The sequence below is a fragment of the Aureimonas sp. AU20 genome (assembly GCF_001442755.1).
Lineage (GTDB): Bacteria > Pseudomonadota > Alphaproteobacteria > Rhizobiales > Rhizobiaceae > Aureimonas.
On sequence record NZ_CP006367.1, the window covers coordinates 1,465,976 to 1,490,542 of the forward strand.

Sequence of the window (24,567 nt, forward strand, 5' to 3'; positions counted from 1 at the left end):
CAACATAGCGTGTGGCACCAGACCTTCCAGCAAGGGGAAAGCGGTGCCCACACGTTTTTTCGCCGCGATCCTGTCGCGGCGAAAAAGACGCGGGAAGGGGAGGGCGCTCAGGCCCCCTTCGGGCCGGCGCGCCAGATGTCGTGCGCGTACTCGTCGATCGATCGGTCGGAGGAGAACCAGGCCATCCGGGCCGTGTTGCGAACCGCGATCGCGTCCCACTTGGCGCGGTCCTTCCAGACCATGTCGAGCTGGCGCTGCGTGTCCCAATAGGCGCGGAAGTCGGCCGCGATCATCCACCAGTCGCGGTCGCGGATGGAGTTCATCAGGTTGGCGTAGCGGTTCGGATCGTCCTGGCTGAAGACGCCGGCCGAGATGGAATCGATCGCCGAGCGCAGCATGGGCTGCTTGTCGATGACACTCTGGCCGCGATGGTCCTCAGCGCGCATCCGGGCGACCTCGTCGGCCTTGAGGCCGAAGATGAAGATGTTGTCCTCGCCCAAGTGCTCCAGCATCTCGACATTGGCGCCGTCGAGCGTGCCGATGGTGAGAGCGCCGTTCAGCGCGAACTTCATGTTGCCCGTGCCGGAGGCTTCCAGGCCGGCGGTGGAAATCTGCTCCGACACGTCCGCCGCCGGCATGATGATCTCGGCCAAACTCACGTTGTAGTTCGGAATGAAGACGACCTTCAGAAGGCCGCGCACGGTCGGGTCGGAATTGATGACCCGCGCCACGTCGCCGGCCAGATGGATGATCTCCTTGGCCTGGACGTAGGAAGGCGCTGCCTTGCCGGCGAAGATCTTCACGCGTGGCGTCCAGTCGAGATGGGGCAGCGAGCGAATCTGCTCGTAGAGCGCCACCGTCTCCAGGATGTTGAGGAGCTGGCGCTTGTACTCGTGGATGCGCTTGACCTGGATGTCGAAGATCGCGTCGGGATCGAGATGGATCGCCAGACGCTCCTCCACGAGGCGGGCGAGGCGCGTCTTGTTGTGGCGCTTCACCGCCGCGAAACGCTCGCGGAAGCCGGCATCCTCGGAATGCGGATCGAGCTTGATGAGTTCGCCGATCTCGTCCTTGAAGCGCGGGCCGATCGTCTCCTCGATCAGCTTGGTCAGGCCCGGATTGGCCTCGAACAGCCAGCGGCGGGGCGTCACGCCGTTGGTCTTGTTCTCGATGCGCGTGGGATAGACCTTATGAAGGTCGCGGAACACCGTCTCCTTCATCAGTTCGGTGTGCAGCGCCGAAACGCCGTTCACCGCATGACTGCCGACGAAGGCCAACTGGCCCATGCGCACGCGCCGGCCGTTGTTCTCGTCGATCAGCGAGATCGCCGAGATGGTGGCGCCGTCGAGTTCCTTGCCGCTCGTCGCCTCGCGCAGGACCTCGGCGTTGATCTGGTAGATGATCTGCATCTGGCGGGGCAGCAGGCGCTCGAAGAGATGGATCGGCCAGGTTTCCAGCGCTTCGGGCAGAAGCGTGTGGTTGGTGTAGCTGAACGTGTCGCGCGTCACCTTCCAGGCCGCGTCCCACTCCATGCCGTGGACGTCTACGAGGAGGCGCATCAGCTCGGCCACCGAGACGGCCGGATGCGTGTCGTTGAGCTGGATCGCCACCTTGTCGGCAAGGTTGGTCAGGTCGTCATGCTGCGCGAGGTGGCGGCGGATGATGTCCTGCAGCGAAGCAGAGGAGAAGAAATACTCCTGGCGCAGGCGCAGTTCCTGGCCGGCCTGATGCGAGTCGGCGGGATAGAGAACGCGGGTGATCGCCTCCGCCTTGTTGGACTCCAAGAGCGCGCCGATATGATCGCCCGCGTTGAAGGCGTCGAGCAGGATCGGGTCGAGCGACTGCGCGCTCCACAGGCGCAGCGTGTTCACATGCTGGCCGCGCCAGCCGACGACTGGCGTGTCGTAGGCAACGGCGAGCACGCGCTCGGCCGGGCGCCAGACGAAGCGCGGCTTGCCGTTCTCATCGATCGAGGAGACCTTGCCGCCGAAGCCGATCTCGTAGGAGCTTTCGCGGCGCTCGAACTCCCAAGGATTGCCGTGCTTCAGCCAGGTCTCGGGCAGCTCGACCTGCGCGCCGTCCACCACTTCCTGGCGGAAGAAGCCGTGGACATAGCGGATGCCGTAGCCGAAACCGGGAACGCCCGTTGTCGCCATGGACTCCATGAAGCAGGCGGCGAGGCGGCCGAGGCCGCCGTTTCCGAGGGCTGCGTCCGGCTCCAGAAGCTCCACGAGGTCGAGATCGACGTCGTAGCGCGCGAGCGCCTCGCGCACCGGCTCGGTGAGGTTCAGGTTGCTGATCGCGTCGCGCAGGAGGCGGCCGATCAGAAACTCCATCGAAAGATAGCAGACGCGCTTGTCCTGCCGCTCATAGGTGCGGATCGTGGAATCGAACCAATTGTCGATGATGCGATCGCGCACGACGAGCGTCGTGGCCTCCAGCCAGTCGTGCAGGCGCGCGGCCTTCACGGTCTTGCCGATGGAATAGGTCAGCTTCTCGACGATCTCGGTGGCGATCGTGTCGGCGTCGTTGAGGCGCGGTTCGGGCTTCTCGGCGGCCGGGGAGCGCGCGAGGGGGCTGGCAGGCGTCATCGTGTTCAGCTCCTGAGTGCGGCGATCGCGGCCACGAGGCCGGCGGTCGAAGAATCGCGCGATTGGGCGGATTGGGTTCCTTGGATGACCGGCAGGAGGCCGGTGGCCAGCTCCTTGCCGAGTTCGACGCCCCATTGATCGAAGGCGTTGATGCCGAAAAGCTGCGCCTCGACAAAGACACGGTGCTCGTAGAGCGCCACGAGGCGACCGAAGGCGAAGGGCGTCAGCTTGTCGTAGAGGATGGTGATCGAAGGCCGGTCGCCGGAAAACTCACGGTGCGGAGCGATCTGCTCGGCTTCCTCGGGCGAGCGCCCGGCCTTGAGCAGCTGCTCGCGCGCTTCCTCCAGCGTGCGGCCCTTCATCAGCGCTTCCGACTGGGCGAGGCAGTTGGCCAGCAGCAGGTCCTGGTGGACACGCATGGCCGGATCGCTCTCGTGCGGGTTGGCGCCGACGATGAACTCCACCGGCACGATGTCCGTGCCCTGGTGCAGGAGCTGAAAGAAGGCGTGCTGGCCGTTGGTGCCTGGTTCGCCCCAGACCACGGGGCCGGTCGCGGTGGGCGTGCGCAGCCCATCGAGGCCGACATGCTTGCCGTTGGACTCCATATCGAGCTGCTGGAGATAGGCGGGCAGGCGCGCGAGGCGCTGGTCGTAAGGGATGATGGCGCGCGAGGGATGGTTCTGCGCCACGCGGTGCCACCAGCCGGCAAGGCCTAGCAGGATCGGCAGGTTTTCGCCCGCCGGAGCCGACTTGAAATGCTGGTCGAGATCTCGCGCGCCGTCGAGGAACTGGCGGAAGTGATCCGGGCCGATCGCGATCATCAGCGGCAGGCCGATCGCCGACCAGACGGAATAGCGTCCGCCCACCCAGTCCCAGAAGCCGAAGGTGCGGTCCGCGCCGATGCCGAAGGCTGAGACCTTGTCGAGCGCGGTGGAGACGGCGCAGAAATGCGCGCCCACTGCCGCTTCGCCCAGCGCGCCGGCGATGAAGCGGCGCGCGGTCTGCGCGTTGGTCATGGTCTCGATCGTGGTGAAGGTCTTGGACGCCACGATGAAGAGCGTGGTCTCGGGATCGACCAGCGCCAGCGTGTCGGCCATATGCGCGCCGTCGATGTTCGAGACGAAATGCGTGCGCGGGCCGTTATGGTAGGGAGACAGGGCGATCGCGGCCATGACGGGGCCGAGATCCGAGCCGCCGATGCCGATATTGACGATGTCGGTGATCGGCTTGCCCGTGGCGCCCGCGATCGAGCCGTCGCGAATGCCGGAGGCAAAGCGCGCCATGGCCTGGAGAACCTCCTCCACGGCGGCGCCGACGCTTTCGCCGTCGGCCTTGAACCCGTCCTCTTCATGGGCGCGCAGCGCGACATGCAGCACGGAGCGGTTCTCGGTCGTGTTGATGCGCGCGCCGGCATACATGGCGTCGCGCCTAGCCTCGACGCCGACAACGCCGGCATAGGCGATCAGCGCGGAGAGATCGTCCGGCGAAAGCGCGCATTTCGACAGGTCGAGCAGCAGATCGTCGTGGCGGAAGGAGAGGTGGGCGAAGCGCTGGGCATCGCCCGCGAAGAGCGCCCGAATGCCGGTTTTCAGCGCTTGCGAGCCGCGCTCCTTGAGCTGGTTGAGGGTGATGTCGGCAAGGGGCTGTTCGTTCACGCTGATCGATCCGTCGCTGTGCCGGGCTCGTGAGGCGAGTCCGGCGGGTCTGAAGGTCTGTCGGGAGATAGACCAAACGGACGGGAAGCAAACCGGCCCGCTCCATCCGGGTCAAGTCCCAGGGCATCCATGCGTTCGATGCATGTCTAGCACGGCGAGTCTTTCGAATTTACATCAAAGTCCGCGAACGCAGGGGCGACGGCTGGCAAATCGCTTTTCCGTGAGGCGGAGACAGGCGGGGCCATGCGGTCGGGCCCACCCATAAAAAAGCCGCCCGGAGGGGCGGCTCGGCTTTCGCGATGGCGGCGAATGCGATGGACAGAATGAGGGGGTCAGGTCCCGAGGCCCGCCAGACGTTCGATCGCGCTGTCGAGCTCATGGTCCATCGTGTGGATGCCGTCGGCGCGATTGTGCTCGGCGACGCGGCGCTTCCACTCCTCCAGGATCGAGCGCTTTTCGCCGCCATGCAGCCCGGCGTCTTCCACCACGGCCATGGGCGAGGCGTAGCTCTTGCCGTCGTCGCGATCGAACTTGCCGTATTTCAGGGACTCGGTGCTCATGTCTTACGCTCCTTCAGCGAGCGGGCGGCCGGCTTCATCGGCCGGCCGTCCCTCTTATCCCCGTCAAACGCATGGAGCCGCAAATTGTTGCGGGCGCGGAAGCAGGCCAGTGGGCCTCAATATTCCTTCTCGTAGAAGATGCCGACCTCGCCGCCGCCGCCCGCAGTCACCGCGCCGCGCGCCTTGATGTCGGCCCCGAGATCGAGGTCGATCGAGACGCGGCCCGTGGAATCCACGCCGACATAGGTGTTCTCGTTGAGGTAGCGCCCGACGCCGACGGCCGCCTGACCGTCCGCCGTGGTGCGCACGTCGATGTCGTCCACGCCCAGCTGCGAGCGCAGATTGTCGAGAAGCCCGGTGGACCCGCCGACGCCGGCGAGCTGCGCTGCGGCGCTGGCGAGCTGGGCGATCTGGACGGGCGACAGGTCCGAGGTGCCCTGGCCGAAGATCAGCCGCGCCAGAACCTCGTCCTGCGGCAGGGCAGGGGAGGAGGAGAAGGCGAAGCTCGGGCTCGCGGCGGGGCCGGTGATCGCGACATAGACCGTCACCTCGCCCGTGTCCGAGGAGGCCAGGAGATCCAGCGTCGGCACCAGATTGCCGTCGAAGGTCAACGTCGCGCGCTCGAAGTTCAGGCGCCGCGACAGAAGCTGGAAGCGGCCGCGCCGCAGCTCGAAGGCGCCTGCGATGCCGAGATTCGACACCGGGCCGGTGATACGGATCGTGCCGCCGAGCTCGAGATCCAGCCCCCGGCCGCGCACGAAGACGCGGTTCGGCGCGTTCAGCGTGACGTTGAGGCTGATGCCGGCTGAGCTCGTGGTGCCGCCCGAACCCGACTTGGGGTCGATCTCGCGCAGCTGCTGCAGGACGCGCGGCGGCGTGTTGCGCCGTTTGAGGTCGATACGCGCGACCGAGGTCGGAAGATTGTCGGGAACGAGGATCGCGATCTCGGACGCGTCGATCGTGCCGGCGAGAACCGCCGCGCCCGTCAGCGGTCCTTGCAGCGTCAGCCCGGCATTGAGGCGAACGGTGACGAGTTCGCCGTCGCTGTAGCGCCCGTCCTGCACGCGGATGGCGAGGTCGGCCGGAAAGCCGGCGCCAAGGCCGATCGTGCCCGAGACCGACACCGTGCCACCGCCGCCGAGCTGCGCGGTGACGCCCTGCAGCGTCGCCGTCTGGCCGTTCAGCGCGACCGTGGCGTTGATGGCGTTCACCGCCAGATTGGCGCCGGTGTCGACGAAGCTCGCCCCGGCGGTGGAGACCGTGCCGACCACGTTCGGGTTGGCGGCGGTTCCGGTCACCGTGGCGTTGATGCGCGCCGTTCCCTGAACCGAGCGGCCGTTCTCCGCCAGGATGCGGTTGGCGAGCGAGAGCGGCGCCGTGCCGTCGAGGCGAAGGTCGAAGCTCGGCGTGCCCGCGACATTGACCGAGCCGTTGGCGGCGAACTGAAGGCCCGAGCCCGACAGGGTCGAGTCCAGCGTCACGCGATTGTCGGCGAACTGGCCGTTGGCGGCGATGGCGAGCGGGCCGACGCCCGCGTCCCGCGTCGGTTGCACGGAGAAGCCGGCCAGCGACAGGTCGTATTGAACCTGGGGCGCGGCGATCGTGCCGCCCGCGCGCACCCGGCCGTTGAGCGTGCCTTGGGGGCCGAGATCGGGCGCGGCGGCGGCCGCGATCGAGGCGGGGATATTGACGAGTTGAACGTCGAGATCGAGCCGTTCGCCCACCGTACCCGTCGCCTCCAGGCGGCCGGAGCCGAGCGTGACGCGAGCGGCGCGAAGGCTCGCGCTGCCATTGGCGAAGGTTCCGGCGGCGACCGCGTCGATCGGCGGCGCGCCGGCCTGGCGCGTCTGCGCCACGGAGACGCCATCGGCGCGCAGGTCGAACTCGGCATTGGGGGTGGAGAGCGAGCCGGTGGCCCGGGCGGTGCCCGAGAGCGTGCCGCGCGCGTCGAGGTCTGGCCTTGCGGCATTGGCGAGCGCCACGGGCAGCCGGTCGAGCGTCAGCGACAGGTCGAGGGCGCGGCCCACCGTGCCGGAGAGGTCGAGCGAGCCCTCGCCCACATCGATCCGCCCGCGCTCGAAGCGTGCCGTGCCGTCGGCATAGGTGCCGGCGACGTCCAGCGCCAGCGGGCGCACGCCGGACTGGCGCAGCGGCGCGGCGGTGAGATCGCGGCCGGTAAGCTGGAAGCGCGCGTCGGGATTGCTGATCGAGCCGGTGGCGGTGGCCGTGCCGTTGAGCGTGCCGGAAGCGCCGAGGCCGGGGCGCACGCCGTTGGCGAGCGCGGCCGGGAAATCAACGAGCTGAAGCTGGAGATCGAGGGCACGGCCGACGCTGCCCGTCGCTTCCAGGCGGCCCGAGCCGACATCGACCCGCGCCGTCTCGATCCGAACGGTGGCGGCGCGATAGGTGCCGGACACGTCCAGCGACAGGGGCTGCACGCCGGCGCGGCGCACCTCGGCGGCCGTGATGCCCGCGCCCGCCACGTCGAAGGTGACGGCCGGGTTCTGGAGCGAGCCGGTGGCCCGGGCCGTGCCGTTCAACAGGCCTCCGGCGTCGAGGCCGGAAACGAAGCCGTTGGCGAGCGCGACCGGAATGTCCACGAGGCGCAGGTCGAGATCGAGCGACTGACCCACCGTGCCCGTTGCGGTGACGGAGCCTTGGCCGAGCGTGACGCGCGCGGTGCGCAGCGTCGCGGTTCCGTCGCGATATTGGCCCTCGAGGGCGGCGTCGACCGCGTCGATCTTGGCCGCGCGGGTCTGGCTGGTGCGAACGCCGGCCGCGCGCAGGTCGAAGTCGAGATCGGGCGCGTTCGCGAGACCGCCGACCTTCAGCGTGCCGTCCAGCGTGCCCGAGGCGTCGAGCCCGGCGACGAAGGGATTGGCCAGCGCCAGCGGCAGGCGTTCCAGGGCGAGGTCGAGATCGAGCCTGTCCGCCAGCGAGCCGGAGGCGGTGAGCGAGCCGGAGCCGACATCGAAGCGCAGCGTGCCGAGCGTGGTGCGAACCGAGCCGAGCGTCACCGTCGCGGGCTCGCGGAGCGCCAGCCGCGCGTTCGGAATGTCGGCGGTGAGGGTGCGAAGCTGCACCACCGTGCCGGCGTCGGTGAACGCGACGTCGCCGCTGAAACGGGTCGGTACGCCGTTGAGGGATGTTCTGGCGTTGATGGCGGTCGCGTCGTTGACGGTCTCCAGCGTCGCGTCGAGGTTCTCGATGCGCTGGCCGCCGGCCTGCAGCGTCGCGGCGCGGATCGTCCCCGCCGCCAGCGGTGCCTGGAGGAAATTCTGAATGCGCAGGTCGATCCGGGCGTTGGCGAGCCTGTTCGAGCCCAGCGTGACGCCGCCGGAGGTCAGGTCCACGTCGGCGACCGGCGTGCCGCCATTGCCGAGCGCGAAGGCGAGGCGGCCGCGCAGGTCGCCCGAGCCGGTCTGGCCGGCCAGCGCCAGAAGGGTGGAGGCGTCGGGCACGTCGACCGCGAGATCGCCCGAGGGGCGGTTCTGGCCGTCCAGCGACAGCGTGCCGGACAGGTTGTTGCGGCCTTGGCGAAGGAGAAGATTGCGGAGCGAGCGCACCGAGCCTTCGGTGGCGAGGTCCGCCGTCAGTGCCAGCGGCGCGTCGTTGTAGGTGCCGTTGACGGCGATCGTGCCGCTCGGCGCATCGGGCGCGAACGTGCCGTCGATCCGCGCGTCGAGCGCTTGGAGCCGCCGCCCGGCGACCTCCAGATTCTCGGCGTTCGCCGTCAGCTTCACCTCCGGCGCGCTCAAGGTCCCGGCGGCATTGAGCGTGAAATTGGCCTTGCCCTTCAGCGCCTGGTCGGCGACCCCAGCCTGATCGAGGCGGCCGGTAATGGCGGCGGCAAGGGTCTCGCCCGTCAGGCTGGCCGAGCCGGCGATCTCCAGTGCGTCGCCATCCACAACGAGGTCGCTGACGCCGAGACTTCCGTCGGCGGCGCGGCGCGCCTGGCCGTTGATCGCCACGCGCTGGCCGACATAGGGCACGGCTTCGCGCGAAAGCGCCGCCGTTTCGAAGCTGGAGCGGATGTCGAGAAGGAAGGTCGAAAAGTTCAGCGCGGCCTGACCGCTCAACGCGAGATCGGCCGCGCCGGTGGTGAGCGTGGCGCGGTTGAAGCTGAGGCCGTCGCTGGTGAGCGCGCCGTCGGCGTCGAGCGCGATTGGCCCTTCCAGAACCCGCGAGGCGACCAGGGCGACCTGTGAATTCTGAGTGTTCGAGACGGTGGCGTTGCGCGCGTCGACCTTGAGCAGAAGGGGGCCGACGAGATTGTTGAGGTCGAAGGCGGAGGAGCGCACCGTCGCGCTGACCTCGTTCAGGACATAGGTCTCGAAGCCGGCGGTGCGGGCCTTGGCGGCGAGATCGATCCCAGCGGCGGAGAAGGCGCCGGTGAGCTTGGCGTCGAGCGAGGCGATTTCCAGCGCGGTGCGCGCGCCTTGCGAGCCGAAGGCAAGCGGGATCGGATCGCCCGATCCCGTGCGCAGCGCGAGCGTCAGATCGTTGGCGGAGCCGCTGCGGTCGAGCGTGCCCTGGGCGGTGAGGTTGAGCGGGCCGGACTGGAGGCGCCCAGCGTCGATCACGATCGCGCCGTCGTTGCGCAGGAGGACATTGGCGTTGAGCGCAAGGTCCTTGCCAACCGAGCCGAGATAGGCCTCCGGCACGAAAGGCTGCGTCAGGGCGGTGAGCGTCGCCGAGACGCGCCGTCCGTCCGCGCCGGTCTGCGTCGTCGCCTGCAGCGTTGCGGCGCGCTCGGTGCCGAGGTCCACCGTGCCGTTGGCGGCGAAATTGTCGAAGGGACCGGAGCCCTGGATGCTGAGCGCGACGGGCGGGGCCCCCGGCAGTTTCAGGAGCCCGGCGACGAGGCCGCCCGCCGGCTCGCTGGCTGTCACGTTCAGTTCCAGCCGGTTGGCCCCCGGCTGGAAGCCGATCTTCAGCGCGATGTCGCCGCCCTGGTCGAGGCGACGGATCGCGGCCTGCAGGTCGAGCTGCGCCGGGTCGGCGGCGAGCGTCAGCCCGGCTTCCGCCGAAAGGCGCGCGGGAACGCCGGCCACGGCCTCGCCCAGCACGAATTCGTTGATCGCGATGCGGCCGATATTGGCGGTAATGCTCGGCAGCGAGAAGCCGCCCGAGGAAGCTTCGGTCGTCTGCGTCGACGCGCGGGGCAGGCGGTCGAGCCGGATCGAGCCGGCTGAAAGGTTCTGGATCTCGACATTCTTGCGCACCAGCGCCAACGGCGACCAGTCCAGCGCGAGGTCGCGCGCGGTCAGCCAGACGCCGTCGCGGTCCGACACCGTGACCTCCTCGATCCGCACATTGCCGCTCAGCGCGCCCGAGAGGCCCTGGATCTTCACCTGCCTGTCCTCGGTGGACAGGAGGTTTTCCAGCTGGCCGGCGAGGAACTGCGCCTTTGCGGGCTGCGTCGCGGCGAGCGAGGCGAAGACGCAGGCGAGCAGCACGAAGGCCCCGCGCAGGCGGGCCAGACGGCTGAGAAGGAGGCGGTCGAGAAGGAGGTGCATCGTCATCATCAGAAGGCCTGTCCGATGCCGGCATAAATCTGGAAGTCGCTGTCGCGCGGGCCGGGGTCGAGCGGCACACCGACATCGACGCGGATCGGGCCGAAGCTCGTCATGTAGCGCGCGCCGACGCCCGCGCCGATCTTCAGCTTGCTGAAGTCGGGGGCGAAATCGTCGCCCACCGCGCCCGCGTCCACGAAGGGCACGACCTGGATATTGTCCGTCACCTTGAAGCGCAGCTCGGCCGAAGCCTCGAACACCGACAGGCCGCCGATCGGCGTGTCGACGAAGCGCGCATTGGTGCCGGGTAGCGCGAAGCCGGGGTAGTAGGGTCCGATGGACTGGAACACGTAACCGCGCACCGAGCCGCCGCCGCCGGCGTAGAAGCGCCGGTCGTTCGGCACGTCTTCGAGATCGGCGCCCGCCACGATGCCGTAGCCGACGCGCCCGGCCAGCACGAAGCGGCTTTCCTGATCGAAGGAGAGATAGGCCGAGGCGTCGGCCCGCGCCTTCACGAAGGGCACGGAGTTCTCGAACTCGTAAGTCGGCTCGGCCGAGAGCGACGCGAGGAAGCCCTTGGTCGGGTTCAACTTGTTGTCGCGCGTGTCGAACGTGTAGGTCACCGGCACGGAGGCCAGGAGGAACTCCTCGTCGGAAACGAGATAGTCGGTGATGGTCTCGTACTCCGCCTTCACGGCGACAGTCAGCCGCTGCCGGTCGTCGATCGAATACTCCACCCCGTTGGATACGGCGATGGAGCTGCGGTCGTAGGCCAGGGGCTGCTCGGTCAGCGCGGTGATCGAGCCGACATAGACGGAGTCGGGGCCGAGCACGCCCGGCTTCTTGAAGGTCGCGCCCAGCTTGTAGTCGAAGCCGTCGAGCTCACGGCCGGTGGTGCTGATCGTGTCGGCGCCGATGCGCGAGACCGCGCCTTCGAGGCGCAGGCTCTCGGCCCGGCCGAACAGGTTGCGATGCTCCCAATAGGCGTTCACGCCGCCGCCTTCGGTGTTGGAGAAGGTGGCGCCCGCGCCGAAGACGCGCAGCTTCCGCTCGGCCACCGTCACCTGCACGGGCAGCGTGCCGTCGTCCACCTGCGCGTCGCCGGCCTTGACCGAGACCGTGGAGAATACGCCGAGATCGACGAGGCGCTTGCGCGCCTTTTCCAGCGTCGCGGTGGAGAAGGTCGAGCCCGGTTCGATGCCCGCCATGAAGGCGACGAAGCCCGGCTCCATGCGCTGCGTTCCGGTGACGTAGGTCTGGCCGAAGGGCACGGGAGGGCCGGGCGAAACGGTGAGGTCGATGTCGATCCGCTTGGTCGCGCTGTCGGCCACGATGTTGCGCGCCGTCACGGCGACGAAGGGCCGGCCCTCGTTGCGCAAGTCTGTTAGAAGCCGCGCCTCGGAGGCGAGGATGCGGGTCGAATCGGCCGATGCGCCGGGGGCGAGGTCGTAGGGCACGGCGTCCACGGGAACGCCGTTGGCGGTGATGCGCACGGTGCCCAGCGTGAAGAGAGGGCCGGGCTCGACGGTGATCTCCACCGGCACGGGGCGCGAGGTGTCGAACGTGGCGTCGGGCGCAAGGTCGGCGATATCGCGCCCCTCGATGCGGATCGTGACGAGGCCGTCGTAGCGGGAATTCTCATAGAGCGTGGCGACGAGGCGGCGCCGGTCGTTGCGCGCCTTGGCCAGCAGCCCGAGCGAGCCCGACACGGCCTCCTTCTCGTCAGCCACCAGCGAGGAAGCCTTGGTGAGCGTCTTCTCCAGCCCGTCCACGTCCTGCGTCACGTTGAGCGTCGCGGTGTAGCGCACGGGATCGGGGAGGTCGCTCGGCGTCTCCTCGCGGCTGCCGAAAAGGTTGAACGGGTCGAGAAACTTCGGCAGCGCGTCGGCCGGGGCCGGCGCGCTCACGAGCCCGAGGCCAAAGGCCATGGCGGGCAGGCCGTAGGCCGTCCCGGCCCAACGCTTCAATCCTGACATCAACGCGAAACGCTCTCTTTGCCGGACGTCATCGGGGCGGGGACAAGAGGACCGGCGCGCCGTGGCGCTTCCCGGATGATCTCCGCTGCGATGGCCGCCCCAGCCGTCGCTCCCCCGTGCTTCCTCTCAAAATGCCGGTCCGGACTGAAATAACAACCGCGCGACGACGGCCTACGCCGATTCCCCGAACCTTTTGTGGGACTTGCGCCACACATTGTTAACGCCGCCGCGCCCGGCTCCTTAACGGCCGGCGCGGAAGTGGGTCCTATCGCCGCAGGGGCATCTCGCCGGCGTCTGGAACGGTTCCAGAAATCGCTTGCCGAGGGCCGCCAGCCGGGGCAGTCTCCGCTCAGCCGAACGGCCGAGAACGGCGCGGGGGACAGGGCACTGTCTCGAACGCGCGCCGGCCGCAGAGCGTCCGCTCGGGCGCGCCCCGGCACGTGTTCTCGGGAGGAACGGATGACCGAAATTTCTGTGGTGGTGAACGGCCGCAAGATGCAGGGCCAGGCGGAGGATCGCGTTCTCCTCGTCCAGTTCCTGCGCGATACGCTCGGGCTCACCGGCACCCATGTCGGCTGCGACACGTCGCAATGCGGCGCCTGCATCGTGCATGTCGACGGGCGCGCGGTGAAATCCTGCACCATGCTGGCCGTGCAGGCCGAGGGCTGCGAGATCACCACGATCGAGGGCATCGCCAAGGGGCAGGAGCTGCATCCCGTCCAGGCCGCGTTTCGCGAGCATCACGGGCTTCAGTGCGGCTACTGCACGCCGGGCATGATCATGACCGCCGTGGACATGATCCGTCGCCATGACGGCGTTCTCGACGAGAAGACCGTGCGCGACGAGCTGGACGGCAATATCTGCCGCTGCACCGGCTACCACAACATCGTGAAGGCGGTTCTGGCCGCCGCCGAGACCATGCGCGCCGCGCCCACTGAGCAGCGCATCGCCGCCGAATAGGCCGCCCGGCCCCTTTCGGGCCGCCGCCGCACCAGCAGCATTCATCACGGGGCGCCCCGATGCGCCGGCCTCGCGCGCATCCCGCCGGCCCCCGATTGGCATTTCGGGAGGATGAGACATGGGTATCGAAGGGTTCGGCGCGCGGGTGCTGCGCAAGGAAGACCGCCGCTTCATCACGGGCCGAGGGCGCTACACCGACGACATGGTGGTGCCCGGCATGAAGTTCGCCGCCTTCGTGCGCTCGCCGCACGCCCATGCGCGGATCAAGGGCATCGATGCCGAGGCCGTGCGCGACATGCCCGGCGTCATCGACATCCTGACCGGCGATCAGCTGAAGGCCGACGGGATCGGCAATCTCATTTGCGGCTGGGCCGTCTCGTCCAAGGACGGCTCGCCCATGAAGATGGGCGAATGGCCGGCGCTGGCGGTGGGCACGGTGCGCCATGTGGGCCAGGCCGTGGCCGTGGTGGTGGCCGACACCAAGCTCCAGGCGCGCGACGCGGCGGAAGCCGTGGCGGTGGACTACGAGGTACTCGACGCCGTCGTGGAAGGGCCGTCGGCGCTGGCGGACGGCGCGCCGCAGATCCACCCGGAAGCCCCGAACAATCTCTGCTTCGACTGGGAGCTCGGCGACCAGAGCGCCACGGAGGCCGCCTTCGCCCGCGCCGCTCACGTGACGCGGCTCGACATCGTGAACAACCGTCTGGTGCCCAACGCCATGGAGCCGCGCGCCGCGCTCGGCGTCTACGATCCGGCGGACGATCATTACACGGTCTGGACCACCTCGCAGAACCCGCATGTCGCGCGTCTGGTGATGAGCGCCTTCTACAATGTGGCGCCTGAGCACAAGCTGCGTGTCATCGCGCCCGATGTCGGCGGCGGCTTCGGCTCCAAGATCTACATCTATCCCGAAGAGATCGTCTGCCTCTGGGCCTCCAAGCGCACCGGCGTTCCCGTGAAATGGACCTCGGACCGATCGGAAGCCTTCCTCACCGACGCGCATGGGCGCGACCATCACACGCATGTGGAAATGGCGATCGACGCCGACCATAAGGTGATCGGCCTCCGGGTCGAGACGGTCGCCAATCTCGGCGCCTACATGTCGCTGTTTTCCTCGGCGACTCCGACCTATCTCTACGCCACGCTCCTGTCGGGCCAGTACGACATCCCCGCAATCTACGCCAATGTGAAGGCGGTCTACACCAACACCGTGCCGGTGGACGCCTATCGCGGCGCCGGCCGGCCCGAGGCGACCTACGTGATCGAGCGGACGATGGAGACGGCGGCGCGAGAGCTCGGCCTTTCGCCCGACGAATTCCGCCGCCGGAACTTCATCCAGTCCTTCCCCCATCAGACGCCCGTCATCATGAACTACGACACGGGCGACTTCCCCGCCACGCTCGATGCCGCGCAGAAGGCAGCCGATGTCGCCGGCTTCGAAGCGCGCCGGGCCGAGGCGAAGACGCGCGGCAAGCTGCGGGGCCTGGGCTACAGCTGCTATATCGAGGCCTGCGGCATTGCGCCGTCCAAGGCGGTCGGCTCGCTCGGCGCGGGTGTCGGCTTGTGGGAATCGGCCGAGGTGCGGGTCAATCCGGTCGGCACGATCGAGATCCTGACCGGCTCGCACAGCCACGGCCAGGGCCACGAGACGACCTTCGCCCAGCTCGTGTCCGAGCGCTTCGGCCTGCCGCTCGACAATGTGCAGGTGATCCACGGCGACACGGACAAGGTGCAGTTCGGCATGGGCACTTACGGCTCGCGCTCGGGCGCCGTCGGCATGTCGGCCATCTCCAAAGCCTTGGACAAGGTGGAGCTGAAGGCCAAGAAGATCGCCGCCCATCTCCTGGAAGCCTCCGACGACGACATCGTCATCGAGAATGGCGAGGTGAAGGTGGCGGGCACCGACCGCAAGCTGGCCTGGCATGAGGTCGCGCTCGGCGCCTATACCGGTCACAACCTGCCGGACGGGATGGAGCCGGGACTGAAGGAGGGCGCCTTCTACGACCCGCAGAACTTCACCTTCCCGGCCGGCTGCTACATCTGCGAGGTCGAGGTGGATGCCGAGACCGGCAAGACCGAGATCGTGCAGTTTGTCGCCGCCGACGATTTCGGCCGCATCGTCAATCCGATGATCGTCGAGGGGCAGGTGCATGGTGGCCTCGCGCAGGGCATCGGCCAGGCGCTGCTGGAAGGCGTGCACTACGACGAGTCGGGCCAGCTGGTGACGGCGAGTTACAACGACTACGCCATGCCCCGCGCCTGGGACCTGCCGATGTTCGAGGTGTTGACCACCGAGACGCCCTGCACCACCAATCCGCTCGGCATCAAGGGCTGCGGCGAGGCGGGGGCGATCGGCTCGCCGCCGGCCGTCATCAACGCCATCACGGACGCGATCGGCACCAACGAGCTGTCGATGCCCGCGACGCCCGAAAAGGTCTGGCGCGCGCTGCGCTCAGTCGGCGCGGCGCTCTGAAGGGGGAGGGAAGAGCCATGTACGAGACCCAATACAGTCGCGCGAACTCCCTGGCCGAGGCCGCCCAGCTTCTTGCCCAGGGCGGCGAGGAAGCCAAGTATCTCGGCGGCGGCATGACGCTGATCCCGACCATGAAGGCGCGGCTCGCCGCCCCATCCGCGCTGATCGACCTTCGCCACGTGCCGGAGATGAAGGGCATCACGGTGGAGGGCCGCCATGTGCGGATCGGCGGCGGCGTCACGCATTTCGAGGTGGCGACCTCGCGCGCAATCGAGGCGGTGGCGCCGGGCTTCACCGAGCTCGCCAATTTGATCGGCGATCCCGCCGTGCGCCACATGGGCACGATCGGCGGCGTCGTCGCCAATTTCGATCCGGCGGCGGATTATCCCGCTGCACTTCTAGCGCTGGGCGGCACGATCGAGACAGACCGGGGCGAATATGGCGCGGACGAGTTCTTTCTCGGCCTGTTCGAAACGGCGCTGAGCGAGGGCGAGATCGTCAAGGCCGTCCGCTTCGAGGCGCCGGACGCTTCGGCCTACGAGAAGTTCCGCAACCCCGCCTCGCGCTATGCCATGTGCGGGGTCTACGTGTCCCGGCGCGGCGGCGATGTGCGCGTCGCCGTCACCGGCGCGGGCGCCAACGGCGCCTTCCGCTGGAAGGCGGCGGAAGCGGCCCTCTCGGCCCGCTTCGAGCCGGAGGCGGTGGAAGGGCTCACCGTGCCGGAAGGCGACATGATCGGCGATCTTCACGGCTCGTCCGAATACCGCGCTGCGCTGGTTCCGGTCGTCACCAAGCGGGCGGTGCGCAAGGCGCGCTGACGCATCCGGTCAACGAAAAAAGCGCCCGGTTTTGGCCGGGCGCTTTTTTGTTCGGGATGGCGTCTACCAGATATTGCAGCGGTGCCGGTATCCGTCGTTGCCGATATAGGTGTCGGTGCGCGCATCGTAGGAGCGATACCGGTCGAAACACGCGTCCACGTGGGCTTGGCGCGAGCCGTCGCGATAGTCCCGCGTGTTGGTGCCATAGTCGTCGTAGTAGCGCGCCTGTCTCGGCCCACGATACACCGGGCGGGCCGGAACCGTGTCCTCGTAGCTCGGCGGGGCGACGCCATAGGCGGGGTAGGATGGGCGCTGCGGCGGGTAATAGGTCGGGGGAGCCTGCTGGGGCTGCGACAGGGCCGAGCCCAGAAGCGCGCCGGCGGCGAGCCCCAGCGCACCGCCCAGAAGCGCGTCGCCGGCATTGATCCGGTTGTGGTGCCGGCGCTGCGGGGGATAGTAGCCCGGAGGCGGCGGAGGCGGGGCGGGCTGGCCGATATAGCCCGGCCCGTTGTCCCAGGCCTGGGCCTCAGCAGTGCCAAGGCTCGTCGCCAGCGTGCAGGCGGTGAGGACGGCAAGAAGAATACGCATGGTTGCGAACTCCAGAGCGACGGATGCGCCGCCCTTCGGGCTCCCGGACCATCCGAGGTCTCGAAGCGGCTTTGTTGCGTTCATCATTAGCGGCGCCATCCTGAACGACGGCTGAATGTCATTCCGGCAATTGATGCGGTCGCGGCAAAAGAAAAGGGGCCGGCTGCGCGCCGATCCCCATCATGCATGAGCCTTAAGCCGATCAGAGGCGGCAGATGCGGCGCTCGCCCGCGCTGTTGGCGACATAGGTGTTGGTACGCGGATCGTAGGTGCGGTAGCGCGCGGCGCAGCGGGCGACCTGATCGCGGCTCACCGCCGCGCCGCCCTGGGCATTGCCGGCCGCCGCCGCGCCGAGCGCCGCGCCGGCCGCGAGGCCGAAAATCGTCGCCGCTGTGGAATCGCGGCGGTCGCGGTAGTTGTCGCGATACCAGCGATTGTAGCGGCGGTCGTCCCAACGCCGGGCATCGCGCCGGAATTCGCGGCAGTCGCGCGCGCCTGGGTTGCGGGCGCAGAAGCGCTCCACGAACCGCTGCCGCTCCCGGAAGCTCTGCGCCTCGGCGGGCGCGCTGAAGGTGACGCTGCCGGTTCCCAAAACCACGAGGGCCATAAAGACCTGACTGAAACGACGCATGACAAATTGCTCCCTTTGAAATGAACCGGCCCGTCGGGCAAAGCGCCCTTGAGGGATGACGGACATCCGAATGCGAGGCCAACGCGCCTCGCTTCCGTCCCGTTCCGACCGGTGATGGAGAAAGCAAGTTAGGCTTATTGATATGAACGCGGCCTGAACGGGCTGCGACGTCCCGCCACGGCAGGGACCGGTGGAAAAGCCCCAAACGCCATGGCCGGAACGAAGAGTGAACGCTATCTCTGGCCCATGGCCAAGATGACATTGATGGACAAGCTCGCGATCCTCAGCGACGCGGCGAAATACGATGCATCCTGCGCCTCGAGCGGCACGACGCGTCGCGACTCGATGAGGAGCGGTGGAATCGGCTCCACGGAAGGCTCGGGCATCTGCCACGCCTATGCGCCGGACGGGCGATGCATCTCGCTGCTCAAGATCCTGATGACGAACTTCTGCATCTACGACTGCGTCTACTGCGTGAACCGCTCCTCCTCGAACGTCGCCCGGGCGCGCTTCACGGTGGAGGAGGTGGTGAAGCTCACCATGGCCTTCTACAAGCGCAATTATATCGAGGGCCTGTTCCTCTCCTCGGGCATCATCCGAAGCTCCGACCATACGATGGAGGAGATGGTCCGCATCGCCCGCAAGCTGCGGATGGAGGAGAACTTCTCCGGCTACATCCATCTCAAGACCATTCCCGACGCGGCGCCCCGGCTGATCGAGGAGGCCGGCCTCTTCGCCGACCGCCTGTCGATCAATATCGAGCTGCCGACCGACGTCGCCCTGGAGAGCCTGGCGCCCGAGAAGAAGCCGCGCGACATCCGCCGCTCCATGGGCCACCTGCGCATGAAGATCGACGAGGGCAAAGGCGAGGCGCGGGATCGGATCAAGCCGCCGCGCTTCGCGCCGGGCGGCCAGTCCACGCAGATGATCGTCGGCGCCGACGGCGCGGACGACGAGACGATCCTCACCCGGTCGGAAAATCTCTACGGCAACTACCGGCTGCGCCGGGTCTACTATTCCGCCTTCTCGCCCATTCCCGACGCCTCGAACCGGCTGCCGTCCGCCAAGCCACCGCTGATGCGCGAGCACCGCTTGTATCAGGCGGACTGGCTCATGCGCTTCTATGGGTTCGACCGAGACGAGATCGTCTCGGGCGGGGAGGGCGGGATGCTCGATCTCCAGATCGATCCCAAGCTCGCCTGGGCACTGCGCAACAGGGACAAGTTCCCGGTCGACGTGAACAAGGCGGACCGAGACATGCTCCTGCGCGTTCCCGGCCTCGGCACCCGCTCGGTGGACGCGATTCTCTCCTCGCGACGGCACCGCACGTTGCGACTCGACGATGTCGCCCGGCTCTGTCGCTCCATCGAAAAGCTGCGCCCGTTCGTCTGCACGTTGGATTGGACGCCGGGAACGCGACTGGACGGCGAAAATTTGCGTAGCCAACTAACGCGCACGTCAAAGCCCGAGCAGCTCTCGCTTTTTTGAGAGAGTCCTGTAACCTGGGTTTACCTTTATCTCGGAATTTCAGTCTTCGCAGCGCGCGGAGGTTGCAGCTTTGTGGCGATGAATCACAATTTCGTCATGATCGCTGTATGAAACCCTGGGGTAGATGGGAACGTGGGTAGGCAACACGGGCGAATCCGGTCTAACGTCATCCAGGCTGGGTGATCGATCGTCCTACTCGCAAATGTTGCATTTCCTGATAGGCCGAGACGGTAGATGGTCGAGATGCAATATGGAGTTTCCGAGTTGAAGGCCGAACGCGATCCTATTGATGTGCAGGTGGGCGCGCGCTTGCGTTTGATCCGCACCTCCCGTCGCGTGTCCCTGGAAGAACTGGGGCGCCGGATCGGCGTGACCTACCAGCAGATTCAGAAATACGAGACCGGTGCCAACCGAATCAGCGCCAGCACGCTGTATCGAATCGCCAAGGCCTTCGAGACGAGCCCGATGTTCTTCTTCGAAGGGCTGGACGAGACCGAGGCATCCCGGCCCGTGGCGAGCCGCGAAACGCTGCAGTCCTCCATCGCGCTGTCGCGCATTCCCGATGTCGAGGTGCGCCATCGCCTGCGCGCGCTGATCGAGGCGCTGGACCCCGAAAGCGGTCGCTAAGCGTTTTACTCGTCTTCTGAACACGCTATCCGAGCCGGCGCATGCGCCGGCTTTTTCGCGTGCCGTCACGCCGCCAGGGGCAGCGCGCGCTCGGTGAGCTCGACCCAGTAGGACGCGCCGACGCTCAGCGCCTCGTCGCAGAAGTCGTAACGCGGGTGGTGCAGCCCGGCGCTCGGCCCGTTGCCGATGAACAGGAACGCGCCCGGACGCTGCTCCAGCATGAAGGCGAAATCCTCGCCGCCCATCAAGGGCGGGATGGCGCGCCGCACATTCGCCTCGCCCACGATCTCCGCCGCGACGTCACCGCAGAAAGCCGCTTTTGCGGCGTCGTTGAGCGTCACGGGGTAGTTTCGGTTGTAGATCGTCTCGGCGGCAAGTCCATGCGCGCTGGCGATGCCGGCGGCGATCTCGCGAATGCGCGTTTCGGCGAAGCTCTGCGTTTCCAGCCGAAGCGAGCGCACCGTGCCCGACACGGTGGCGCCTTCGGGAATGACGTTGCGCGCGAAGCCCGAGTGGAACTGCGTCACCGACACGACCAGCGAATCCAAGGGATCGACGTTGCGCGAGACGATCTGTTGCAGCGCCTGCACCAAGGCGGCTCCGGCCAAGATCGGGTCCCGCGTCTGATGCGGGATCGCGGCATGCCCGCCGCGCCCGTCCAGCTGGATCGAGAATTCGTCGGTCGCGGCCATGATCGGCCCGGGATTGATGGCGAACGTGCCGACCGGCAGGCCCGGCAGATTGTGCATTCCGTAGACTTCCTCGATGCCGAACCGCTCCAGAAGCCCGTCGTCGATCATCGCCTTGGCGCCTGCCCCGCCTTCTTCGGCCGGCTGGAACACGAAGGCGACCGTGCCGGCGAAGCGGCGCGTGGCGCAAAGCTCGCGCGCGGCGCCCAGCAGCATGGCCATGTGCCCGTCATGGCCGCAGGCATGCATGGCGCCGGGGCGCTGCGAGGCATAGGCGACGCCCGTTTCCTCCACGATCGGCAGCGCGTCCATGTCGGCGCGCAGCGCGATCGTCCGCCCGGCTGCCTGTCCCTTCGCGCCCCCCACGCCCTTCGCGATGCCGACGACGCCGGTGCGTCCGATGCCGGTCGCCACCTCGTCGCAGCCGAACGCCCGCAGCTGGGCCGCGATGAAACCCGCGGTGTCATGGACCTCGTAGAGAAGTTCGGGCATGGCATGGAGCGTCTGGCGCCAGGCGGCGAGGTCGGAAGCTGTGTCTTGAAGGCTCTGCGAAACGGGCATGGGAAGTTCCGAGGGATGCCATAGAATGGCGACAAATGAACCTTCTTAAAAAGTTCGGCCTATCCTGACACGAGTCGGGTGCGGGTGCGAAGGGGCTGAAGCCTGCCGTTTCGCCGGTCGTGGGGAAAAGAGAGGACGAGGATGCGGGCGAAGGCTCAGCTGCGGAGTTTCGTTCTGGCCGCGTTGTTGGCGGGCGCGCCGTTGGCCGGCGGCGCCATGGCCGCCAATACGATCGCGATCGATGTCGCGACCGGCAAGGTCCTGTCGCAGTCCAACGCCACGCAGCGCTGGTATCCGGCCTCCACCACCAAGCTGATGACGGCCTATCTCGCGCTGAAGGCGCTGGAGGAGGGCAGCGTCCAGCTCGACACGCCCGTGGTGATGACGCGCGACGCGGCGCGCCAGGCGCCCTCCAAGATGGGCTTTCCGCCCGGCTCCGTGATGCGGCTCGACGTGGCGCTGCGCATGATGCTGGTGAAATCGGCCAACGACGTCGCCTATTCCATCGCCCAGACCTTGGGCGGCGGCTCGGTCGAGGTCTTCGTGGCCGCGATGAACCGCGCCGCGATCGACCTCGGAATGCAGGACACGCATTACATCAATCCGAACGGCCTGCCGGGCGAGGGGCAATATTCCAGCGCCAAGGATCTCGGCATCCTGGGCGTCGCCATCCGCCGGCAGTTCCCCGCCTTTACCGACTATTTCTCCACCGAGGCGATCGCCGCCGGGCAGGCCGTGATGAAGAACGGCAATGGGCTCCTCGGCCGCTACAAGGGCGCGGACGGCATGAAGACCGGCTATATCTGCGCGTCGGGCTTCAATCTCGTGGCCTCGGCCACCCGCGACAACCGCACGATCGTCGCCGTGGTGCTGGGTGCCGAGGGGCCGATCGTGCGCGAGAGGCTGGCGGCGGAGGTGATCGAGAACGGCTTCAACACCAATCCGCGCTCGATCCGGGAGACGGTGCAGGACCTGCCCCATTCCGAAGGGCCGCCCGCCGACATCAGCGCCGCGGTCTGCTCGGCCGCCGGGCGCACCCAGCGCGCCAACGAGCGCGAGAGCGAAGACACGCGCGCCGAGACCTTCGGCTCGCCCTATCTCACCGAGGTCACCCGCCCGCCGGCGAGCGTGCCGGTGGCGCTGGGCGGCGCGGCAGCCGGGCGCGGCTTCGACGCTGGCATTTCGATGATCGCCGCCTACGGCATTCCGATTCCGACGCCGCGCCCGACCGAAAGCGGCGAAGCGACCTCGCCCGAGCGGCGCGCGCTGGACGCCCGCCAAAACGCCATGCGGCCAGGCTCCGATCTTCTCGATACGGCCGATCGCGTCGCGGGGCGCGCGCCGTGAGCGCCGCGCAAGAGGCCGCGCCGGAAGCCATGTCCGGTCCGGTTCCCGTCACGGTGCTGACGGGCTTTCTCGGCGCCGGCAAGACGAGCTTTCTCAATCGGCTCCTTCGTGCGCCCGAAGCGCGCGACACGGCGGTGATCGTCAACGAGTTCGGCGAGGTCGGGATCGACCATCTGCTTGTGGAGACGGCGCGCGACGGCGTGATCGAACTGGCCGACGGCTGCATCTGCTGCACTGTGCGCGGCGATCTCGTGGACACGCTGGCCGAGCTGGTGGACCGTGTACAGACCGGGCGCCTCGCGCCCTTTCGCCGTGTCGTGATCGAGACCACGGGTCTTGCCGATCCGACGCCGATCCTCGCCATGCTCATGGCCCATCCCGTGCTGCTCCAGCATTTCGCGCTGGACGGCGTGGTGACGCTGGTGGACGCGGTGACCGGGGCCGCCTCGCTCGCCGAGCGCGCGGAAGCGCAGCGGCAAGTCGCCTGCGCCGACCGGCTCCTCGTCACCAAGACCGATCTCGAAGCCGGTTGGAACGGGCTTCGCTCGGTGCTTGCCGCCCTCAACCCGCGCGCGCCGATCCGCGATGCGGCTGGGGCGGGCGCGGCGGATGTCTTCGGCTGCGGCCTGCTCGACCCGCAAACCCGCCAGGCCGACCTCCGGCGATGGATGGGCGAGGCCGCGCTCGATCATGGGCACGAGGGGCACGACCACCATCACCATCACGAGCACGTCTGCGGCCACGCCCATGGCGAGCCCTGCGACCACGAGAGCCATGCGCGGCCACATGCGCATGGCGCCGTCGCCTCCTTCTCGCTGGTTCACGACGCGCCGATCGCTTCTTCGGACTTGGAGGCGTTTCTCGACCTCCTGTTCATGCGGCAGGGCGACCGGCTGCTGCGCATGAAGGCGGTCGTGCGCCTGCGCGAGGACGAAGTGCGGCCGCTCGTCCTGCATGGCGTTCGAACCTATCTCCATCCGCCGGTGCGCCTGCCGGCCTGGCCAACGGGGGAGGCGCCGCGCTCGCGCCTCGTCCTGATCGGAGACGGGCTGGACGAGCGGCTGGTGCGCGATCTCTTCGCCGCCTTCACCGGCGCGGCCCGCATCGACGCGCCGGACCGCGCCGCGCTTCTGGACAACCCGCTGGCGCTCGGCTCCCACACCTACTGAGGCGCGCTCGCCGGGCGTTCGCCCTTCGTGATCTCGAATCGCCAGCCACCGCCCTCAAGGGTTACGGGCGGCTCGGCCTCGTGGCCCTCCATTCGGCACAGATGCGCGAGATCGAGCGGGGCGAGCGGATCGTCGGCGAGGACGCTGAGCCGGCTGCCCGGTGCACGCCGGCTGAGCGCCTTCCTGGTGCGCAGGGCGGGCAGGGGGCATTTCAGGCCGCGCAGATCGAGCCGCCCGCAAAGATCGGTCTCGCCGCGTGCTGCGCCTTTGTTCGCCTCGGCACTCTTCCTATCTAAGCCTTCAGCCGTCATTCCCACCCACTCTCCCGAAGCGAACCCCATGAGCGATTACTCGATCGACCCGCAGACCATCGTCGATTTCTGGCGCGATCTCGGCCCCGAGCGCTGGTTCGCGCGCGACGACGAGCTGGACGCGACGATCGCTCAGCGTTTCGGCGATGTCTACGAGCGCGCGGCGGCCGGCGAACTCGACGCCTGGGCGGAGGAGCCAAACGGCGCGCTGGCGCTCGTTCTGCTGCTCGACCAGTTTCCGCGCAACATGTTTCGCGGCACGCCGCGCGCCTTCGCGACCGACGAGAAAGCGCTGCGCCTCGCCAAAGCGGCGCTTGCGCGGGGGGACCATTATCATGTGGGCGAGGACATCAACCAGTTCTTCGCCTTGCCGCTGATGCATTCGGAGGCGCTGGCCGACCAGGAAGAGTGCGTGCGCTGGATGGGGGAGATCGGCGAGGAGAACGTCTCCTACGCCGAGGAGCATCGCGACATCGTCTCCCGCTTCGGCCGTTTTCCTCATCGAAACGCGATCCTCGGCCGGGACACAACACCGGGCGAACAAGCCTTTCTCGATGGCGGGGGCTTCGCCGGGTAGGACATCGCGGAGATGTGATGCGATCGGGGG

The 24,567-nt window shown here is 68.0% G+C and carries 17 protein-coding genes; 8 read left to right on the top strand and 9 right to left on the bottom strand.

Annotation, left to right across the window (positions count from 1 at the left end; genetic code table 11):
* Positions 1-107 precede the first annotated feature (107 nt).
* From M673_RS06460 to M673_RS06480, 5 genes are all read right to left on the bottom strand, one after another.
* On the bottom strand, positions 108-2,591 hold the full coding sequence (locus M673_RS06460; protein ID WP_061974614.1) for a glycogen/starch/alpha-glucan phosphorylase: 2,484 nt from the start codon (positions 2,589-2,591) through the stop codon (positions 108-110).
* 5 nt (positions 2,592-2,596) lie between these two features.
* Positions 2,597-4,246 (bottom strand): glucose-6-phosphate isomerase, encoded by a 1,650-nt coding sequence (gene pgi, locus M673_RS06465; RefSeq protein WP_148639989.1) that lies wholly within the window; start codon positions 4,244-4,246, stop codon positions 2,597-2,599.
* Positions 4,247-4,578: 332 nt separating this feature from the next.
* On the bottom strand, positions 4,579-4,806 hold the full coding sequence (locus tag M673_RS06470; protein ID WP_061974617.1) for a hypothetical protein: 228 nt from the start codon (positions 4,804-4,806) through the stop codon (positions 4,579-4,581).
* A 116-nt stretch (positions 4,807-4,922) separates the two neighbouring features.
* Entirely contained in the window at positions 4,923-10,334 is a 5,412-nt protein-coding gene (locus tag M673_RS06475) for a translocation/assembly module TamB domain-containing protein (protein ID WP_061974619.1), read from the bottom strand.
* Entirely contained in the window at positions 10,334-12,298 is a 1,965-nt protein-coding gene (locus M673_RS06480) for an autotransporter assembly complex protein TamA (RefSeq protein WP_244493065.1), read from the bottom strand. The genes M673_RS06475 and M673_RS06480 overlap by 1 nt, the downstream gene beginning before the upstream one ends.
* Positions 12,299-12,757: 459 nt before the next feature.
* On the opposite strand from M673_RS06480, the gene M673_RS06485 reads away from it, so the two are divergent.
* From M673_RS06485 to M673_RS06495, 3 genes are all read left to right on the top strand, one after another.
* Positions 12,758-13,258 (top strand): (2Fe-2S)-binding protein, encoded by a 501-nt coding sequence (locus M673_RS06485; RefSeq protein WP_061974623.1) that lies wholly within the window; start codon positions 12,758-12,760, stop codon positions 13,256-13,258.
* Between the two features lie 118 nt (positions 13,259-13,376).
* Positions 13,377-15,731: a xanthine dehydrogenase family protein molybdopterin-binding subunit gene (locus M673_RS06490; protein ID WP_061974624.1), complete on the top strand. Its 2,355-nt coding sequence runs from the start codon at positions 13,377-13,379 to the stop codon at positions 15,729-15,731.
* 17 nt (positions 15,732-15,748) lie between these two features.
* Entirely contained in the window at positions 15,749-16,549 is an 801-nt protein-coding gene (locus M673_RS06495) for an FAD binding domain-containing protein (RefSeq protein WP_061974626.1), read from the top strand.
* Between the two features lie 63 nt (positions 16,550-16,612).
* Here M673_RS06495 and M673_RS06500 read toward each other — a convergent pair whose 3' ends face one another.
* Positions 16,613-17,137 (bottom strand): BA14K family protein, encoded by a 525-nt coding sequence (locus tag M673_RS06500; protein WP_061974628.1) that lies wholly within the window; start codon positions 17,135-17,137, stop codon positions 16,613-16,615.
* A gap of 202 nt (positions 17,138-17,339) precedes the next feature.
* The gene (locus tag M673_RS06505) at positions 17,340-17,768 is read right to left on the bottom strand and encodes a BA14K family protein (RefSeq protein WP_187301303.1); all 429 of its coding nucleotides are present in this window, start codon (positions 17,766-17,768) and stop codon (positions 17,340-17,342) included.
* A 246-nt stretch (positions 17,769-18,014) separates the two neighbouring features.
* Here M673_RS06505 and M673_RS06510 point away from each other — a divergent pair, with 246 nt between their 5' ends.
* Together M673_RS06510 and M673_RS06515 are read left to right on the top strand one after the other, a co-directional pair.
* Complete coding sequence (locus tag M673_RS06510; RefSeq protein WP_061977700.1) at positions 18,015-19,256, top strand: putative DNA modification/repair radical SAM protein; 1,242 nt, start codon at positions 18,015-18,017, stop codon at positions 19,254-19,256.
* Between the two features lie 234 nt (positions 19,257-19,490).
* Positions 19,491-19,883: a helix-turn-helix domain-containing protein gene (locus M673_RS06515; protein ID WP_061974632.1), complete on the top strand. Its 393-nt coding sequence runs from the start codon at positions 19,491-19,493 to the stop codon at positions 19,881-19,883.
* 65 nt (positions 19,884-19,948) lie between these two features.
* Here M673_RS06515 and M673_RS06520 read toward each other — a convergent pair whose 3' ends face one another.
* Positions 19,949-21,133, bottom strand: a complete 1,185-nt coding sequence (locus M673_RS06520; protein ID WP_061974634.1) for a M20 aminoacylase family protein — start codon at positions 21,131-21,133, stop codon at positions 19,949-19,951.
* Between the two features lie 141 nt (positions 21,134-21,274).
* On the opposite strand from M673_RS06520, the gene M673_RS06525 reads away from it, so the two are divergent.
* Entirely contained in the window at positions 21,275-22,480 is a 1,206-nt protein-coding gene (locus M673_RS06525; RefSeq protein WP_061974636.1) for a D-alanyl-D-alanine carboxypeptidase family protein, read from the top strand.
* Positions 22,481-22,509: 29 nt separating this feature from the next.
* Entirely contained in the window at positions 22,510-23,649 is a 1,140-nt protein-coding gene (locus M673_RS06530; protein WP_061977701.1) for a CobW family GTP-binding protein, read from the top strand.
* Here the strand turns inward: M673_RS06530 and M673_RS06535 are convergent.
* Positions 23,643-23,960, bottom strand: coding sequence for a sulfurtransferase TusA family protein (locus M673_RS06535; protein WP_082639205.1), 318 nt, complete (start codon positions 23,958-23,960; stop codon positions 23,643-23,645). The genes M673_RS06530 and M673_RS06535 overlap by 7 nt on opposite strands.
* A 28-nt stretch (positions 23,961-23,988) precedes the next feature.
* Between M673_RS06535 and M673_RS06540 the strand changes: the two genes are divergently transcribed.
* The gene (locus M673_RS06540) at positions 23,989-24,537 is read left to right on the top strand and encodes a DUF924 family protein (protein ID WP_061974638.1); all 549 of its coding nucleotides are present in this window, start codon (positions 23,989-23,991) and stop codon (positions 24,535-24,537) included.
* Positions 24,538-24,567 lie beyond the last annotated feature (30 nt).

Bases quoted from the DNA above. Each gene is read 5' to 3' on its own strand.
- M673_RS06460 (WP_061974614.1), bottom strand. From the start codon at position 2,591: ATGACGCCTGCCAGCCCCCTCGCGCGCTCCCCGGCCGCCGAGAAGCCC.
- M673_RS06470 (WP_061974617.1), bottom strand. From the start codon at position 4,806: ATGAGCACCGAGTCCCTGAAATACGGCAAGTTCGATCGCGACGACGGC.
- M673_RS06475 (WP_061974619.1), bottom strand. From the start codon at position 10,334: ATGATGACGATGCACCTCCTTCTCGACCGCCTCCTTCTCAGCCGTCTG.
- M673_RS06480 (WP_244493065.1), bottom strand. From the start codon at position 12,298: ATGTCAGGATTGAAGCGTTGGGCCGGGACGGCCTACGGCCTGCCCGCC.
- M673_RS06485 (WP_061974623.1), top strand. From the start codon at position 12,758: ATGACCGAAATTTCTGTGGTGGTGAACGGCCGCAAGATGCAGGGCCAG.
- M673_RS06490 (WP_061974624.1), top strand. From the start codon at position 13,377: ATGGGTATCGAAGGGTTCGGCGCGCGGGTGCTGCGCAAGGAAGACCGC.
- M673_RS06495 (WP_061974626.1), top strand. From the start codon at position 15,749: ATGTACGAGACCCAATACAGTCGCGCGAACTCCCTGGCCGAGGCCGCC.
- M673_RS06500 (WP_061974628.1), bottom strand. From the start codon at position 17,137: ATGCGTATTCTTCTTGCCGTCCTCACCGCCTGCACGCTGGCGACGAGC.
- M673_RS06505 (WP_187301303.1), bottom strand. From the start codon at position 17,768: ATGCGTCGTTTCAGTCAGGTCTTTATGGCCCTCGTGGTTTTGGGAACC.
- M673_RS06510 (WP_061977700.1), top strand. From the start codon at position 18,015: ATGGCCAAGATGACATTGATGGACAAGCTCGCGATCCTCAGCGACGCG.
- M673_RS06515 (WP_061974632.1), top strand. From the start codon at position 19,491: ATGGTCGAGATGCAATATGGAGTTTCCGAGTTGAAGGCCGAACGCGAT.
- M673_RS06520 (WP_061974634.1), bottom strand. From the start codon at position 21,133: ATGCCCGTTTCGCAGAGCCTTCAAGACACAGCTTCCGACCTCGCCGCC.
- M673_RS06525 (WP_061974636.1), top strand. From the start codon at position 21,275: ATGCGGGCGAAGGCTCAGCTGCGGAGTTTCGTTCTGGCCGCGTTGTTG.
- M673_RS06530 (WP_061977701.1), top strand. From the start codon at position 22,510: ATGTCCGGTCCGGTTCCCGTCACGGTGCTGACGGGCTTTCTCGGCGCC.
- M673_RS06535 (WP_082639205.1), bottom strand. From the start codon at position 23,960: ATGACGGCTGAAGGCTTAGATAGGAAGAGTGCCGAGGCGAACAAAGGC.
- M673_RS06540 (WP_061974638.1), top strand. From the start codon at position 23,989: ATGAGCGATTACTCGATCGACCCGCAGACCATCGTCGATTTCTGGCGC.